Raw genomic sequence first — 16,202 nt, forward strand, 5'->3', positions numbered from 1 at the left:
CACTGGTTCCATGACCACATGCTCGATTTCACTGCGCAAAACGTCTACAAGGGCAACGCGGTGATGATGAATTACTACAGCGCCATGGACCGCGGTAACGAAGCCTTCGAAGACGGCGTCAACCTGCGCCTGCCCAGCGGTTCGGCGTTGCCCTGGGGCAACCGCGACTACGATGTGAACCTGATGATTGCCGACAAGGCCTGGGATCAGAACGGCCAACTGTGGTTCAACCCGTTCAACACCGATGGTTTTCTCGGCGATCAGATCCTGGTCAACTGGCAGTACCAGCCGCGCCTGAATGTGCGGGCGCGCAGCTATCGTTTCCGCATTCTCAATGGCTCGGTGTCGCGCTTCTTCAGGATCGCGCTGGTGCGTGAAGTTGTTGGCACCGGCGGCGAATTCCCCGGACCTGCAGGTTCCGGTCTGTCCTATACCCGCGTGCCGTTCCACATGATTGCCAACGACGGCAACCTCATGGAACACGCCGTGCCGTTCGACGGCAGCATGGACCTGGACGGTGACGGCGACCTGCAGGACCACAACGCCATCCTGCCCACCCAGGGCATCGCCGAGCGTTTCGACATCATCGTCAACTTCTCAAAATACGGGATCAAGACCGGCGACAAGCTGTACTTCGTCAACCTGATGGAACACCAGAACGGCAAGGGTCCAGAGCCTGTACCGCTGAGCCTGGCCGATGTGCTGTCCGGGAAGTACAAAGCGCTGCTCAAGCTGGGCAGCAAAGGGCTGGAATGGGACGCCGGCGACCCGGTGGTGGGCAAGTTCATGCAGCTGGTGGTCCAGTCTTATGCCGGCCAGGACGTGAGCATGAACCCCGCCGACTACGAACCCGCCAAACCGAGCAAACCGGCCGGCAAGACCATGATCCCGCTGACCCTCAACCGTGACGACCCGACGGTGCAGGCCACGCTCAAGGCGGCGCGGCATCGCGAGTTCACTTTCGGTCGCTCCGACGGTACCGACGAACAACCCTGGACAATCAAGACCGACGGCGGTTTCGGCTTCCAAATGGACCCTCGAATCATCAGCGCCGCTCCGCAACTGGCTAACGGCCCGACCCCTGCCGGGTTCTCCGGCGACGGCACCCTGGAAGTGTGGAAAATAAGGAACGGCGGCAACGGCTGGAGCCACCCGGTGCACGTGCATTTCGAAGAAGGCATCGTCCTCAACCGTGACGGCAAGGCGCCGCCGGAATGGGAAAAATGGGCCCGCAAGGACGTCTATCTCATCGGCGAAGGCATCGACAGTTCGAAGGACGTGGACATTGCGATCCGCTTCCGTGAATTTGCCGGGACCTACATGGAGCACTGCCACAACACTCAGCACGAGGACACGTCCATGCTGCTGCGTTGGGATGTCGAGCACCCCGGCCAGTTTCAGTTGATGCCAACACCCCTGCCTGGCTGGGATGGCGTCACCTACGTCAATTCTGCTGCGCTGCCGACTTTCCGCACTGGCGATAAACATGTCGAGGACGGCGATAACCAAAAACCGATCGCCAACGCCGACAGCGCCATCAGCAACACCGGCCAACCGGTGATCATCAACGTCCTGGCCAACGACAGCGACCCTGACGGTAACGTGCCACTTAAAGTGGTGGGGCTGGAGCAACCGGACTCCGGCAAGGGCGTGGTCAGCACCGATGGTACGCGCGTGACCTACACACCACCGGCAACAGTCCCCGCGCCGTTCACCGCGACCTTTACCTATAAGGCCGCCGACGCCAAGGGTGCGGAATCGGCACCGGCGACGGTGTCCGTGGCGGTCTCGGCAGCGGTCAACGAGAATCTGATCGTCACCAGCGCTACCGTCACCGCCCGCAGCAACAGCCGCTACTACTGGGTCTTGTCCGGCACCACTTCGCGTGGCACGGGCAATACCATCACGGCGACTGCCACGACCACAACCGGTACGGTGAACCTTGGCGCCGCCACCCTGACGCTTACGCCTACAGGCGCACGTTGGCAGATAGCGGTGACGACCGTCGGCAGTGGCCCGTCGCCTAGCCCGACAGCGACCATCAAATCGGCCTTCGGCAAAACCGTGACGGTGCCAATAAAGGCGAACTGAGTACAACCAGGTTTTGGCGATGAGGGCCTCATTGAGGCCCTCTTGCTACAAAAAAATTGACAACTTACCTGGTTGTAAAATTTCCAGAATGCCAGCATTTCAAGCTGTAGCTCGGAGCTAGAGCTTCCATCGTCGGCGGACAAATGACCGTTATGGGTCGATAGCTACCGGTGAGCGTGGAAGTTCGGTTGAGCCATTCCCCACCCGGCGTATTGATCGAGCGCAGAACCTGATTGCTTTCGTAGGGCGGATAACGCGCCAGCGTTATCCGCCGTGGAGGGGCCGGCGTATTACCTATTCCGGGTTATGCGCCCTACGGTACTAGCGATGGTTGCGATAGCGTTCGGTCAAGGACCGCACGAGGGTGACGTAGGATTGCGTCTCGGCGTAGGGAGGCACCCCGTTGTACTCGACCACGGACGCTTCGCCGGCGTTGTAACCTGCCAACGCCAGCACCTGGTTGCCGTTGAAGCGTTTGAGCAGCCAGGCCAGGTAGCGCACGCCGCCACGAATGTTCTGTCGTGCGTCGAACGGATCGTCCACGGCGAAGCGCTCGGCGGTGGCGGGCATCAACTGCATCAGCCCCTGGGCGCCGGCTTCGGAAATGGCGTTGGGGCGAAACGCCGATTCGGCATGTATCACTGCGCGGACCAGCGCCCTGTCGACACCATAATGACCCGAAGCGGCTTCGATCTCCCGCCGATAGGAATGGGTGTCCAGGCGCAGTGAGGCGACCTTGAAATCCTTCGGCGCCATGCACAGATAGCAGCCCTTGATGTAATAGAGCTCAAGGACATCGACCCGTGCGGAGATCCCGACGGGGCGCCGGCTCACATATTGACGAATACCCTTGTGGATAAAGGTGTACACCCGAATCCGCACCGCGCCCGGGTTGTCGTCCCGCACAAGCCGTGGCAGGGCCATTGCCTTGGCGCCGACACCAGCGCCCGCCATGCCATTCAGGCGAGTGCAGCGGGCGCTGGCGATGGCTTGGCTGGTGTAGCTGATGGCTCCGTCCCTGGCTTGGCACTTGAACATGGCGCTGGCGCACAGTGGAGCGACCAGCAAGGCCAGCTCGATGCAGCCATAAAGGCTCTTGCGAGCCCATCGCCATGCTCTGGAACTCATCACATCGCTCCGCGCCGCAGGCGTCGATCAGGCCTGGAGCGCCTGGCCCGGACGCTGCCTTTGGAGGGCCTGTTCTGGGTGACCCGCCTGTTGTTCTAATAGTTATACCCCTTGTAACCGGCCTTGGAACTTGCGTTGACGTACGGGCTGCCGGCGTTCCCAGGCGAAGCGCAGGCCTGGTTGCTCGCACGACGCGTCGTCCCGGCTTGCCAGGGCCGGGCGCAAGTCCGATCCGCGGGTGACGGACCCGGAGCCGGTGCGGGACAGGCCCAGGTAGGCGACGGCAAAGTTGTCATCGTTATCCGCCCGGGCCGAACTCATCCGAGAATGAAATACACCTTGCGCACCGGCGTGATGTTTTCCCAGGCTCCCCTGAACTCCGCCGCCACCACGAACGAATCCCCCGGCCCGAAGGTCTTCGCCACGCCGTCCGCATCGGTCAGGCGCACGGTGCCTTCGAGGATGTGGCACATCTCGTCGTAGTCGCACTCGCATCTCGGTCTACGCACTGACCGAAACACGGCTGCTTCCTGCGAAGACCCAGCGGTTCATCGAGCTCATATGCGACCATCTCAACAGTGCTTAATGCCTGACGACTGGATAGGGGGCATCCCGACGCAAACGAATGTCTCCTTCTGGCCGATTCTGTTGAAAAAGTCGCTTTGCCCAAACTGCCTGATCATTGACTGGTGAAAACGCCTTTTTTGCACGCTGCCAGGTGAAATCAGAGTCCGGAAGCCACTGCCAAAAGTAAAGATTTCAATCTCGGACGCGTACTTTTCTGATGCGCAAACCATGGCCGACTTTTTCAACAGAATCGGCCGATAGTGGTCTGCTACGAGGCAGCTATCGGGCCAAGATCAAAACGCTGTCAGCACAATGACTTCTGGTAATAGAGCCGGGTATGTCCCGGTGGATAGTCTGCCAGGCGTCCGAATTCGGAGTAGCCAAGTTTTTGATAAAAGCCGGGTGCCTGAAAGCTGAAGGGAGCACCTACCAAGCTGCTGTACGCGCACTCGCGTTTAAGTGGATTCGGATTCTGTATCGGTGCTGGCAGACCAGGACGCTCTACGATGAAACCACCTATTTGAATGCATTGAGGAAGCGCGGCTCACCGCTGCTGAAGAACCTCGATTTAGGTTGACTGACTTCCTCAGGGCGTGAAGCTGACAGTGGCGATAGGCACAGATCGGCCAGATGCGGTCGGTCGATTGCTCTGCTGGCGTTAGTATTCGAAATTATCCTTCACGCCTGGAAAATCGAAATTTAACTACTTGAGACTCCCGGCCAGGAACTGCTGCAACCGCTCGCTTTGAGGCTGTTCCAGCAGCGTGCCTGGCGCTCCCGACTCCTCCACCCGCCCCTGATGTAGAAACATGACGTGGTTCGACACCTGCCTGGCAAACGCCATTTCGTGGGTGACGACCACCATCGTCCTGCCCTCTTCTGCCAGTTGCTGCATGACCTTGAGCACTTCGCCCACCAGTTCAGGGTCAAGGGCTGAGGTCGGTTCGTCGAACAGCATCACCTCAGGCTCCATGGCCAACGCACGTGCAATGGCCACCCGCTGTTGCTGGCCGCCGGACAAATGCACCGGGTACTGGCCCTCGACTTTTTGTGGCAGCCCCACCTTGGCAAGGTAATGACGCGCCCGCTCCAGCGCCTGCGCCCGACTGATACCGAGCACGCTCATCGGGCACTCGATGATGTTTTCCAGCACGGACATGTGGCTCCACAAATTGAAGTGCTGAAACACCATCGACAACCGGCTGCGCAGGCTCCGTAACTGCCCGGGGTTAACCACACAAAACTCACCCCTTGAGTTTCTGCGGGTGAGCAACTCTTCGTCATTGACAACAATGCGCCCGGCCGACGGTTGTTCCAGATGGTTGATACAACGCAAGAAGGTACTTTTCCCGGACCCGGAGGAGCCGATGATGCTGATCACATCACCCGCCCTGGCCTTGAGCGAAACCCCTTTCAACACTTCATGGTTGCCGTAGTTTTTATGGACATCTTCAACGATCAATTTATACATTCGAGCAAGTCCGATAGGGGTCAGTGCGTCCGCGGTTTGAGGTAGGCCAGCCAATGCAGCTCGCCGCGTCGAAACAGCCAGATCAGGAAAAAAGCACTGGTGGCGTACAACACCCCGGCAATGCCAAAGGCGGTAAAGGATGCATAGGTCGCCGAGTTGACATCCCGGGCGATCTTCAGCAAATCGGGCACCGTGGCGGTAAAGGCCACCGAGGTGGAATGCAGCATCAGAATCACTTCATTGCTGAAAAACGGCAGCGCGCGGCGCAATGCCGACGGCAGAATAATCCGCCGATAAAGCGTGAACCGGCTCATTCCGTAGGCACTGGCGGCCTCGACTTCTCCGTGGGCGGTCGCCCTGATGGCGCCAGCAAAAATCTCGGTCATGTAGGCACAGGTATTGAGCCCGAAAGCCAGCACCGTGCAGTTGAAGCCGTCACGGAAAAAAGCGTTGAGAAAATCCTGGGACCGCACCACATGCAAGCTGTACACCCCGGTGTAAAAGAACAGCAACTGGATGTACAACGGGGTGCCACGAAACACGTAGGTGTAACACCAGACCGGCAGGCGCAGCAGCGGGTTGCGGCTGACGCGGGCAATCGACAACGGTACCGCGAGCACAAAACCCATCACCACCGAAAGTATGAGCAGCCACAACGTCACCGCCAACCCGGAAAAGTATGGCCCGTCACTCCACAGGTAAGCCTGCCAGTAGTCTTGAAGAATGCCGTTCATAACGCAGCCTTCCTGACACCGACCGAGTAGCGGTGCTCCAGCCACATCAACACACCATTGGCTACCGTGGTAATGGCGAGGTAGATCAGGCCGCCGACCAGGGTGAAGTAAAAGAACTGCATCGAGCCCTTGCCCGCATCCTGCGTGGCCTTGACCACATCTGTCAGGCCGATGATCGATACCAGCGCAGTCGATTTGATCAACACCTGCAAGTTGTTGCCAATGCCGGGTAGCGCATGGCGCAACATTTGCGGGAACAGGATTTTGCGAAAGGTCTGCCCGTGGGTCATGCCGTAGGCCCTCGCGGCTTCGATCTGCCCCGTCGGGACTGCCTGGAAGGCGCCGCGGAATGTCTCGGTAAAGTAGGCCCCGTAAATGAATGCCAGCGTCACGACACCGGCCAGAAACGGGTCGATATCTATTTGGGCGATGCCCAGCCAATCGGTCATCCGGTTGAGCAGCATCTGCAGGCTGAAGAACAGCAGCAACATGATCACCAGGTCCGGCATGCTGCGGATCACGGTCGTGTAAGCCGTGGCCAGCGTGCGCAACAAACGATTGGACGACAACCTGGAACTGGCGCCCATCAGCCCGGCCAGGACGGCGATCAGCAATGAACAAAGCGCCAGTTTGATGGTCGCCAGGGTGCCCAGCAGAATCTGCGGGCCAAAACCTTCCAGAAGCATCTCACTCTCCTTGTTCTTGTCAGGGTGAGGTGAAGGGGGGGCAATAGAGCGCTCGAACGAGCGCCCTGTTCAAGCTAACGACGACGCGTTACTGGGCGCCGTAGACGTCAAAATCGAAGTACTTGTTGTTGATCCGCGAGTAAGTACCGTTGGCGAGAATGGTTGCCAGGGCTTTGTTCAAATCTTCGCGCAACGCGACATCGTCCTTGCGCAGACCAAGGCCATCACCGACGCCGAAGAAGCCCGGGTCATCCAGAGTGGCACCGGCAAATTCATAGTCCTTACCCGCCGCTGTTTTCAAGAAGCCGTAACTGGCTTGAATGGAACCCTGCAACGAGGCATCAAGTCGCCCCACGACCAGGTCGGCGTACACCTGGTCCTGATTCTGATAGGAAAGAACGTCCACGCCTTTGGAACCCCAAACCGCTTTGGCATAGGACTCCTGGGTCGAGCCCTGCTCCACACCAATGCGCTTGCCCTTGAGCGATTCGAGGGTCGGCTGTAATCCCGATCCACGTTTGACCACTAACCGTGCCGGTGCATTGGACACCTTGTCGGTAAACGCAATCTGCTCCAGGCGTTTGGGTGTGATGGTCATCGAAGACGCCACCGCATCGAACTTGCGCGCCAGCAGTCCCGGGATCATCCCGTCCCAGCTGCTTTCCACCCAGACACATCGGGCTTTCAGTTCGGCGCACAACGCCTCGGCGATGTCGACCCCGAAGCCGGTCAGCGTGCCATCCTGGTTCTTGTATTCCAGCGGTGGATACGTCGGGTCCACCCCCAGCTTCAACACTTTGCCAGACCAGTCGGCCGCCCCCGCCAGGCTCGAGACCGTCAGGAACACCAGGGAAACGGCTGCAATCATCTTGTTCATTTTTATTCCTCTTCAGGCCGCAGATTTTTTACCGGCACAACGGGCGAAAATGCGCCGTCTCAACACAGAAAACGTTCGACCAGCTTGACCCAATAGCTCGCGCCCACCGGCAGGCAGCCGTCATTAAAGTCGTAGCCGGGGTTGTGCAGCAGGCACCCGCCTTCTCCCTCGCCGTTGCCGATCACCAGATAGCTGCCGGGGCACTTTTCCAGGACAAAAGCAAAGTCCTCGCTGGCCGTGAACGGCCGCAAGTCATCGATCAGGTGTTCCTCTCCCAGCCAGTCGCGGGCGACTTCATGGGCAAATGCTGTCTGTTCGGGATCATTGATCAACACCGGATGGCAATGCTGGTAATCGATGTGGACCCGGGCGCCAAAACTCTCGGCCTGGCCCTTGACCAATTCAGTGATTCTGACTTCCAGCAAGTGGCGAATCTCGGGGGTCAGGGCGCGTACGCTCAGGCTCAGGTCGGCGCTGGACGGGATGACATTCGAGGCGCTCCCGGCATGCAGGGAGCCCACCGTGATAATCGCCATCTCCTGCGGGTTAACGTTGCGCGAGACGATGCTTTGCAGGGCCATCACGATCGAGGCACCGACCACCACCGGGTCGACGGCTTTGTGCGGCACCGCGCCATGGCCACCGTTACCGATGATTTTGATGTTAACCGTGTCGGCAGACGCCATGAACGGTCCGCTGTAAAAACCCAAATGCCCGACGGGATAACCCGGCACGTTATGCATGGCGAAAATCGCATCGCACGGAAACCGTTCGAGCAGCCCTTCCTCCAGCATTTTCCTGGCACCGCCCAGCCCTTCTTCCGCCGGTTGGAAAATCAGGTGCACGGTGCCATTGAACGCCCGTGTCCGGGCCAGGTACTGACCGGCTGCCAGCAGGACTGCTGTATGACCGTCGTGACCGCAGGCATGCATGACTCCGTCGATCCGGCTGGCATAAGGCAAACCAGAGGTTTCCTGTATCGGCAGCGCATCCATGTCAGCGCGCAAGCCAATGGACCGGCCTTCGCCATTTTTCAGGGTGGCAACGACCCCGGTCTTGCCCACCCCAGTACTGACCTCAAAGCCCCACTGAGTCAAACACGCTGCAACCAGCTCACTGGTGGCGAATTCTTCAAAACCCAGTTCAGGGTGCGCGTGAATACTGTGACGTATCGCGATCATTTCATCTTGCATCGCGGCAATACCAGGCAGGACCAGGCCGGCATTCATGGGTGTTCTCCTTCGACAGGGGCTGTGCGGCAGCGAAAGCGCTGTTGGGGTCGATCTTAGGGAACGGGCGCTGGGCTGGGGAGGCGCAGTTTGGTTATGATGACAACCATTAGTTGTCACCAGGGTGAGCAGATGAAACTGCATCAATTACAGGCGCTGATTGCCAGCGCCGAAACCGGCAGTATCCGCGCGGCCGCTCGTTCGCTGGAGATTTCCCAGGCCGCTGTGACCAAAGCACTGCGCGAGTTGGAAACCAGCCAGCAGCTACCGCTGTTTACCCGAACCGCCAGCGGTCTGAACTTCACCGAATATGGCAAAGTGCTGCTGACTCACGCCCGGCTGGTGATCAAGCAACTGGAGCACGCACAGACCGAGCTTGATCACATGCGTGGGAAGGCTCAAGGCCGGCTCTGCGTCGGGATCACCCCTTGGGTTGCCCTGACCTTCCTGCCCGAAGTCGTGCTGGCTTTTCGCGAACGTATGCCACAAATCAAGCTGGAACTGTTCGAAAGCCTGATGGCCGTTGCCCAACCGCTGCTGCGCGACGGCAGCATGGACTTTGCGATTGGCCAACTCCATCCCACACAATCAACCCAGGAATTCGCCTGCGAAACCTTGCTCGATTACCAGACCTCGGTGCTGGTCCGCGAGGGTCACGCCCGACAGCATGCGCGATCAATCCACGAGTTACTGGAAGAAAACTGGACCCTGAACTACGCGCCGGACGGGCACGACGGGCTGATGCAGGAACTGTTCTGGAAACACGGCGCGCAGATTGATGAGAATCGAATCGTGCGTGCTCATTCACTGGCCATTTTGCAGATGATGGTCGAGCGGGCCGACATGTGCACCTGGGGGCCGTCCATCGTGAGCACAGCCCCGCCATTTCTGGGGCGTGTGGTATCCCTGGGGCTGACCGAGCAGTTCGAGCCCCGACAGCTGAGCATCGTGACACGCCGCAATGGCGCACTGAGCAATCCGGCGGTCTGCTTCACCGAATGCCTGTTGCAGGTCATTCGGCGCCATGCGCGCTCGGCCAAAAAGGAAGACCGCACGCTGTTTGAAACCTTACGGCTGCGGCTGTGAGGTGACCCTACGGTTTTATGTCTGATACATCAGGACGTCTTGGGTCGAATCTGGCCGTAGGTACCGGCGCCAAGCGTTCACTTCTGACTGATTTCTGCACGTGGCCAGAGGCGACTCTCGGCCAAAAGCGGACGGTGGACACAGTGATGGCAAATGGGTAGCGTTACCGATGCCGCTTTCGAATCCAGAAGGCAGCAGAGCTTACCGCCGCCCTTGTTGTGTTTCTCTCAGGGCGATGTCACGTTTGCCGCAACCACTTCTAAGATAGACAAGCACTTGCAGGGCGACAAGGAGCGTTATACGACAAGCCATCGCAACAAGAAACGCGACATGGCATGTCGCCTAATTAGTAATTAGACCTCAGGAGAGATCCCCGATGCCCAGAGAATTCGAGCTCATTACGTCCGTGCCAGTCCCCTCGAGGTCCGGCATCACCCACCTTTACAAGTCGATGAACCTAGCGGACGCTTTTGCGATTCGGCTCCCTGCGGGCACATCCAACAATCCAGATTTGCTAGCTCGATTCATCTTTTCCCACCAGCCATCCTGGATCGGATGGCTCACGAAAGTCCGAGACACTATCGTTGCCTGTTTCGGTCTCAAGACAGCCAAACACTTGGCATCACTTGCTAATCGGATTGGAATCTTCAAGGTCTACAGCACGAACCAGACTGAAATCGTGTTGGGAGAGGACGACAAGCACCTCGACTTCCGGATATCGGTTCTATGTTCTGGAGAGGCAGAGCCAGAAGGCAGTCACCAACTCGTTTTTTCAACCGTGGTCCAGTGCCACAACCGTCTAGGCCGGGCCTACATCTTCGTCATTGCCCCATTTCACCGCTTGGTTGTTAAGGCCAGCCTCCTCCGTGCAGCGCAAGTCGGTTGGCCTCTGGCTACCTGCCCCTAAGGCTGAAAACGCTGTGTGCCCCTGAGGTCAACCCTTCCATCGAAAGGCTTGTTCCGGCGAGCCCGGCCCAGCCGCTCATGTCAAACGTCAGGCCTCCAGGATTCATTCGCTCCATCTGCCGTTCATCACTAAAGGAATGGAAAATATGTCCAGGTCTGCGTTCAGTGCCAAGGTCTTCGCCATCTATTTGTTCGTCGTGGGTGCCGTGTTAGTCGTCGCGCCGAACTTCTTGCTGGCGATCTTTCGGATTCCACCAACCTCCGAGGTCTGGATTCACGTGGTTGGCGTTATCGCGTTCAATATCGGCATCTACGCATGGGTCGCAGCCAAGCACAAAAACAAGCCATTTTTGGAAGCGTCGGTGTACACGCGCTTCGCCGTCTTCGTGGCCTTCACTACCTTCGCTGTCGTTGGCCTCGCCAGTCCAATGATCGTTCTCTTCGGAGTAGTGGATCTTTTTGGAGGCATATGGACCTACTTCGCACTGAAAGCCGATGCTCAGTCGATCAGGCCTATCCTGGCGGGTCAGCACTGAGGCCTCAAGGAAAAAGAGGACTGATTTATTTTCTTACTTCGAATGTCAGCTTCGGGTCGACTACTGCCCTTCGTGACAGGCAGAAATCGGCCAGAAGCAGCCAGTTGCGATCGACTGCAAACGGTCAGCAACTCGCTGCTTGGCCATGGCAGAGTTCAACTACGCGTTGACGATCTCCAACCCAGCAAGTTAGAAACCTCAAATAAAACCAGCACCCAAAGCGACAAAGAGAGCAAAAAATACACAACGCTCGCCCCGATTATCAACAACTTACTTTCCCACATCGCCCTAAACACATGATATGAGAAGTGCAACTCACTATTTGGCAGCGCTTGAAACATAGGCAGTAACAGGAATACCAGTATGACCCCAACAGTCAAAACTCTTGATAAATAACTTTTTCTCTCAACAGTCTGAAAAGCACGCATATGAAGACGAGTCAATGACATCACAATGGCAGCAATCCAAGACAAAATAACCGCCATAGAAAAACTAACCATTACTACCAATCTATAACTTGACCCTTCACTAAGACTCCCAACATCCTTGTATCCAACCAAGATCATCTGCTGGACCAGCAACCACCCTCCTCCCTCAGCTCTATCGGGCACAACGGCGCTGACCATAACCAGTAAAAGCATAAGCAATACAACCACCAGTTTTGCCTGCCCTATACTGAAAACAGGAAAAAAGATACTTGCCCTGCTGCGCCCATAGCCGTCATCGGACATAACCTAACCTCAGTTGATACCTGTGTGTTGTGATCGAGATATCAGGTGCTAATGCGAGCGTAGACAAGAAAATTCCGGCAAGTTAAAAACGCTTAGATCAAAATGCTATCACGCATGTCGGGACGAAGAACTGTCGCTGGCAAAATTGTAGGGTTCATGAGTTGCACCATTGGGTGTATCGAGTGTTCGCATCGCAAATAAGCGAGCAAGCTTGCTAGAGAGACTCTACGAATGACCGCTTCGGGTCGACTGATGCCCTTCGCGGCAGGCAGAAATCGGCCGATTCTGTTGAAAAAGTCGGTCCGCCCAAACTGCCTGCTCATTGACTGGTGAAAACGCCTTTTTTGCACGCGGCTACGTGAAATCCGAGTCCGGAAGCCTCTGCCAAAAGTAAAGATTTCAATCTCGGACGCGTACTTTTCCGATGCGCAAACCATGGCCGACTTTTTCAACAGAATCGGCCAAAAGCAGACGGTGGACACAGTGATGGCAAATAGGTAGCGTCACCAATGCTGCTGGTGCCGAGGAAGTCTTCTCGGTCCATTCGCTTCGCTCACCCGGGACTGCGTGCCGCGGGCCCTTAACCAAACGTTAGGTGCCAAATTGAGTAAATCCCCCAATGGTATTCACTCCGTTGAAAAAATCCTTGAAGGAGAAATTCGTTTTGGCCCGGAATATTTCCGTCTTCGCATTGATGGTCGAAATCTTCCAAATAAAATATTTGGCCACCCTATGGCATGGTCAAACGACTCAAGGTTTTTAGCTGTTCAAGAGTGGCTTACCACCGATTATCAAAAAGGTCCAATCACGCGAGCTGTACTAATAGATGTAACGTCGTGGTCAATCGCAGAATTTAAGACTGTTGAGAAGGGCTTTGCCGAATCTTTCGTGATTACAGAGTCTTCATTTGTTTATCTGAAGAGGTTTCCAAGTAAAGGAAATGCAATTGAAGCGAAAATTGAGTTTCAGGCTATAAATAACTGGGTCAGCATTTGCACCTAACAATCGCTTCCAATCGTTCGCTCCGCTCACAGGGACCGCGTTACCCCAAGTTTGGGCTTGTGCCTTATGCCATTGAGGAACGACCTTCATTGGGAAACGGTCGATCAGCCCTCGAACAAATGACGCGGATTTGATCTAAACCTCGCTGTCCCAGCGTGAGAACGACTGCTAGCGCCAAACAGTCAGGTTTTTAACGTCTGCATTGGGTCGGATAGCGACGGTCTAGCATCGACCGTCACTATGGATGATCAGACCTCCGTTTGTTCTGCCATTTCCAGGGCATCATCGACCTCGATTCCCAGGTATCTGACAGTGCTTTCAAGCTTCGTATGACCAAGCAGGAGTTGGACAGTTCTCAGGTGCTTCGTCCTGCGATAGATCAACGATGCCTTGGTTCTCCGTAGCGTGTGGGTACCGTACATGGTTGGATCAAGGCCAATGGCTGTCACCCACGCTTTGACTATTCGAGCGTATTGCCTGGTGGAAAGGTGTCTGAGGCGTGCAACCGGCTCGGGAACAAGAAGTCCTCGCTGCGGAGACGCGCCCGATGTATCCAAGCCTCCAGAACCGTTCGGGTTTGCTCAGTGATTTCAAATTGCACTGGGTGCTGAGTTTTCTGCTGCATCACGATGGCCCGTGACGACACATGCTCCCCATGGGCGATGTCTCGAACTCGCAACCTGGTTAAGTCACAGGCACGCAGCTTGCTATCAATGGCCAAGTTGAAGAGCGCCAAATCACGCGTCTTCTCAGCAAGCTGAAGCCTTACGCGGATAGCCCAGATATCTCTGACTCGAAGCGGAGCTTTCTGCCCGACAAGCTTTCCCTTGTTCCAAGGCTGATGGCTGTATCTAGCAATCGTGTTCATGGCTCGTCCTCCACGTTGAGGGGAGGACAAGGGTGGATCAGTCACGATGGCTGGTGGTCGCTATCCGACCCAATGCGGACGCTGACCAGCATTTGGTTAAGGGGCGGACTTTAGCCCGTCCCAGTGAGCGAAGCGAACGGTTTGAACCAGTTGTTATGCATGTTTTACTAGCCGTTTCTTTAAATGATACAGGTTAGTCCCGATTGGTCGATTCTCAAGAACACCATAAATTTCATACCCATGCTGCTCATAGAACTGTTTAGCATCAACGGTTTTTAAGAATGCAACTACTGCCCCATTGTTGGCGCCAATCGTTTCTGCTTTCTCCAATAGCATAGAACCTACTTTTCTACCGCGATGAGATTCCTTAACCCAAAACGTATCAATCTCTAAGCCATCCCAGTAACAATTACAGCTTATTGCACCGATGTAGTCGCCTACTTCATCGTGTGCAACCACCATAAATATTTTATCTTCCGATTCTGGCGGTAGATTTGGATATTGAATTCGAAGATATTCTGAAAACCTATTATTCAGATCTCCTTGATCATTTTCTGTTGGAGAATCCAATATATCAATCTTGACTTCCACTTTATTGCTCCTATCATTCAACATTGAGGTGCCGTACGGCTTTTGGCATAACAATTAATTTTGCGACATGCGATGTCGCATGCGTAACCCCTTGAGCAATCAAAAAATCGAGTCTGTAAACGCGACATTAAGAAGGGGGAAAGCGGCATATTTTTTTGCACATTACTGACGTATTAGCTGCGTGTCCATGGTCTGCTTTTGGCCGCTTTCTGTCTGTCACCACCGTCGGCTTTGGGTTCAGAGTGTGTAAAAACTCTTCGCCAAAATTGAAGTGTGCCTGTCTACGTTAAATCTGAAATTTATCGGCACGTCAGCAGATGTGGATTTCGCGTAGAAGCGCGATTTCCAGTCCGGTTTCGAGTATCTGTCGCGCTCAAAAACGTTTTTACACAGCCTCGGCCGATTTCTGCCTGTCACGAAGGGCAGTAGTCGACCGATTCTGTTGAAAAAGTAGCTCCCCTGTCTGGCCTGCGGCAAAATCTCTACATTGGCCAGCAGGGAAGCACGCAGAATGATGGGACAGTTATCGAGTGGGCAGGAGCGCTTGTTTTACTCGTTCAACCTTGAAGATCACATCCCCGCCAATCACCTTCTGCGCAGCATTGATCAATGTCTCGATCTGAGCGACCTGCGCCATTACCTCGCCGATTTCTACAGCCCGATTGGGCGTCCGTCGATTGATCCAGAACTGATGATTCGTATGCTGATCGTGGGCTATTGCTACGGCATTCGCTCAGAGCGCCGGCAGCGCGGCGTGCCAGGAGATGAACCGGTCAACTGGAGCGATGCCGCGCCGTGCGTGAGTATCTTGAGGCGCTCGATGAAGAGGCTCTGGCCGAAACGCTACCGAAGCGCCTATCGCTGACTGATCCTCAAGCCCGCTGGACCGCAGCTCCAGGTGGCCCAGCGTTCTACGCTTACTCCACGAATTATCTGATCGATACCGAGCACGGCGTGATCATGGATGTGGAACCCACACCGGCTCATCGAACCGCAGAAGTCGAGAGCACCAAGACGATGATCGATCGGGTCGAAGCGCAGTTCGACATCAAGCCGGAACGCCTTATTGGCGACACCGCTTACGGAACCGCGCCGATGCTGGCCTGGATGGTGGAGGAAAAAGACATCGAACCGCACGTGCCGGTATGGGACAAAACCGAGCGCAAGAACGACAGTTTTTCGAGCAATGATTTCCACTGGAATGAAGAGGCTGAGGAATACCGCTGTCCGGCCGACAACGCTTTGCGCAGTGAATGGCGAGCCTTCAAGAACGAGCGTTCGCACGTCACCAAAGCCAACACCATCATCTTCCGATCCCGGCAGACCGACTGCGTTGCCTGTCCTATGAAAGCCAAGTGCTGTCCGAATACTGCGTTCCGCAAGATCGCTCGCAGCGTCCATGAAGCCGCGCGCGACGTGGCTCGGCGAATCGCAGCGACACCTGCGTACGTGCGCTCTCGTCACGAACGTAAAAAGGTCGAAATGTTGTTTGCCCACCTCAAGCGCATCCTGAAATTGGATCGCCTGAGACTACGAGGCATGAGTGGCGCGACTGATGAATTCACGCTGGCCGCTGCGGTGCAGAACCTACGACGGCTGGCTAAATTTACCTCTCAAGGGCCACCTGCCACGGGATAGGTGCGCCTGCACGAAGCAAAAAACCTCAAACTAACCCAATAACCGAGCAGCAAAGGTCAAC

General features: G+C 56.1%; 14 protein-coding genes and 5 pseudogenes. 8 read left to right on the forward strand and 11 right to left on the reverse strand.

Annotated features, from left to right (window positions below; translation table 11 throughout):
* Window positions 1-2,091: Ig-like domain-containing protein (locus AC1DWG_RS29545; protein ID WP_477788718.1), on the forward strand; the 2,091-nt coding region annotated here is incomplete at its 5' end.
* A gap of 321 nt (window positions 2,092-2,412) precedes the next feature.
* Here AC1DWG_RS29545 and AC1DWG_RS29550 read toward each other — a convergent pair.
* Window positions 2,413-3,219 carry a lytic transglycosylase domain-containing protein gene (locus tag AC1DWG_RS29550; RefSeq protein ID WP_477788719.1) on the reverse strand — a complete coding sequence of 269 codons (807 nt, stop codon included), beginning with the start codon at window positions 3,217-3,219 and terminating at the stop codon, window positions 2,413-2,415.
* 317 nt (window positions 3,220-3,536) lie between these two features.
* Window positions 3,537-3,728, reverse strand: a complete 192-nt coding sequence (locus tag AC1DWG_RS29555) for a cupin domain-containing protein (RefSeq protein WP_477788720.1) — start codon at window positions 3,726-3,728, stop codon at window positions 3,537-3,539.
* Between AC1DWG_RS29555 and AC1DWG_RS29560 the strand changes: the two are divergent.
* Window positions 3,713-3,805, forward strand: a pseudogene (locus tag AC1DWG_RS29560) (LysR family transcriptional regulator); the annotation flags it as partial. The gene AC1DWG_RS29555 and the pseudogene AC1DWG_RS29560 sit on opposite strands and share 16 nt — an antisense overlap.
* A 285-nt stretch (window positions 3,806-4,090) precedes the next feature.
* On the opposite strand, the pseudogene AC1DWG_RS29565 reads toward AC1DWG_RS29560, so the two are convergent.
* Window positions 4,091-4,204: pseudogene (locus tag AC1DWG_RS29565) on the reverse strand (GNAT family N-acetyltransferase); the annotation flags it as partial.
* Here AC1DWG_RS29565 and AC1DWG_RS29570 point away from each other — a divergent pair.
* A pseudogene (locus AC1DWG_RS29570) lies at window positions 4,205-4,363 on the forward strand (IS110 family transposase); the annotation flags it as partial.
* 126 nt (window positions 4,364-4,489) lie between these two features.
* Here AC1DWG_RS29570 and AC1DWG_RS29575 read toward each other — a convergent pair.
* The 5 genes from AC1DWG_RS29575 to AC1DWG_RS29595 all read right to left on the reverse strand — a co-directional run bounded on the left by AC1DWG_RS29575 (window position 4,490) and on the right by AC1DWG_RS29595 (window position 8,783).
* Entirely contained in the window at window positions 4,490-5,257 is a 768-nt protein-coding gene (locus tag AC1DWG_RS29575; RefSeq protein ID WP_477788721.1) for an ABC transporter ATP-binding protein, read from the reverse strand.
* Window positions 5,258-5,277: 20 nt separating this feature from the next.
* A complete protein-coding gene (locus tag AC1DWG_RS29580; RefSeq protein ID WP_477756246.1) occupies window positions 5,278-5,991 on the reverse strand; it encodes an ABC transporter permease in 714 nt (237 codons plus the stop codon).
* A complete protein-coding gene (locus tag AC1DWG_RS29585; protein WP_477760428.1) occupies window positions 5,988-6,677 on the reverse strand; it encodes an ABC transporter permease in 690 nt (229 codons plus the stop codon). The genes AC1DWG_RS29580 and AC1DWG_RS29585 overlap by 4 nt, the downstream gene beginning before the upstream one ends.
* An 88-nt stretch (window positions 6,678-6,765) precedes the next feature.
* A complete protein-coding gene (locus AC1DWG_RS29590; protein WP_477788729.1) occupies window positions 6,766-7,545 on the reverse strand; it encodes an ABC transporter substrate-binding protein in 780 nt (259 codons plus the stop codon).
* A 68-nt stretch (window positions 7,546-7,613) separates the two neighbouring features.
* Window positions 7,614-8,783, reverse strand: coding sequence for a M20 aminoacylase family protein (locus tag AC1DWG_RS29595; RefSeq protein WP_477765474.1), 1,170 nt, complete (start codon window positions 8,781-8,783; stop codon window positions 7,614-7,616).
* A 96-nt stretch (window positions 8,784-8,879) separates the two neighbouring features.
* Here AC1DWG_RS29595 and AC1DWG_RS29600 point away from each other — a divergent pair, with 96 nt between their 5' ends.
* The 3 genes from AC1DWG_RS29600 to AC1DWG_RS29610 all read left to right on the forward strand — a co-directional run bounded on the left by AC1DWG_RS29600 (window position 8,880) and on the right by AC1DWG_RS29610 (window position 11,311).
* A complete protein-coding gene (locus AC1DWG_RS29600) occupies window positions 8,880-9,869 on the forward strand; it encodes a LysR substrate-binding domain-containing protein (RefSeq protein ID WP_477760427.1) in 990 nt (329 codons plus the stop codon).
* Window positions 9,870-10,245: 376 nt separating this feature from the next.
* Window positions 10,246-10,776 carry a DUF2867 domain-containing protein gene (locus tag AC1DWG_RS29605; RefSeq protein WP_477765475.1) on the forward strand — a complete coding sequence of 177 codons (531 nt, stop codon included), beginning with the start codon at window positions 10,246-10,248 and terminating at the stop codon, window positions 10,774-10,776.
* Window positions 10,777-10,921: 145 nt separating this feature from the next.
* Window positions 10,922-11,311 carry a hypothetical protein gene (locus AC1DWG_RS29610; protein WP_477765476.1) on the forward strand — a complete coding sequence of 130 codons (390 nt, stop codon included), beginning with the start codon at window positions 10,922-10,924 and terminating at the stop codon, window positions 11,309-11,311.
* A gap of 155 nt (window positions 11,312-11,466) precedes the next feature.
* Here the strand turns inward: AC1DWG_RS29610 and AC1DWG_RS29615 are convergent, their stop codons facing one another.
* Window positions 11,467-12,042, reverse strand: a complete 576-nt coding sequence (locus AC1DWG_RS29615) for a hypothetical protein (protein ID WP_477765477.1) — start codon at window positions 12,040-12,042, stop codon at window positions 11,467-11,469.
* Between the two features lie 603 nt (window positions 12,043-12,645).
* On the opposite strand from AC1DWG_RS29615, the gene AC1DWG_RS29620 reads away from it, so the two are divergent.
* Window positions 12,646-13,044 carry a hypothetical protein gene (locus tag AC1DWG_RS29620; RefSeq protein ID WP_477765478.1) on the forward strand — a complete coding sequence of 133 codons (399 nt, stop codon included), beginning with the start codon at window positions 12,646-12,648 and terminating at the stop codon, window positions 13,042-13,044.
* Window positions 13,045-13,292: 248 nt separating this feature from the next.
* Here AC1DWG_RS29620 and AC1DWG_RS29625 read toward each other — a convergent pair.
* Together AC1DWG_RS29625 and AC1DWG_RS29630 are read right to left on the reverse strand one after the other, a co-directional pair.
* Window positions 13,293-13,912, reverse strand: a pseudogene (locus AC1DWG_RS29625) (tyrosine-type recombinase/integrase).
* A gap of 153 nt (window positions 13,913-14,065) precedes the next feature.
* Window positions 14,066-14,503 carry a GNAT family N-acetyltransferase gene (locus tag AC1DWG_RS29630; protein ID WP_477788722.1) on the reverse strand — a complete coding sequence of 146 codons (438 nt, stop codon included), beginning with the start codon at window positions 14,501-14,503 and terminating at the stop codon, window positions 14,066-14,068.
* Between the two features lie 511 nt (window positions 14,504-15,014).
* On the opposite strand from AC1DWG_RS29630, the pseudogene AC1DWG_RS29635 reads away from it, so the two are divergent.
* Window positions 15,015-16,141 (forward strand): annotated as a pseudogene (locus AC1DWG_RS29635) (transposase).
* Window positions 16,142-16,202: the final 61 nt, after the last annotated feature.

Source organism: Pseudomonas sp. P4_B3 (genome assembly GCF_056402295.1).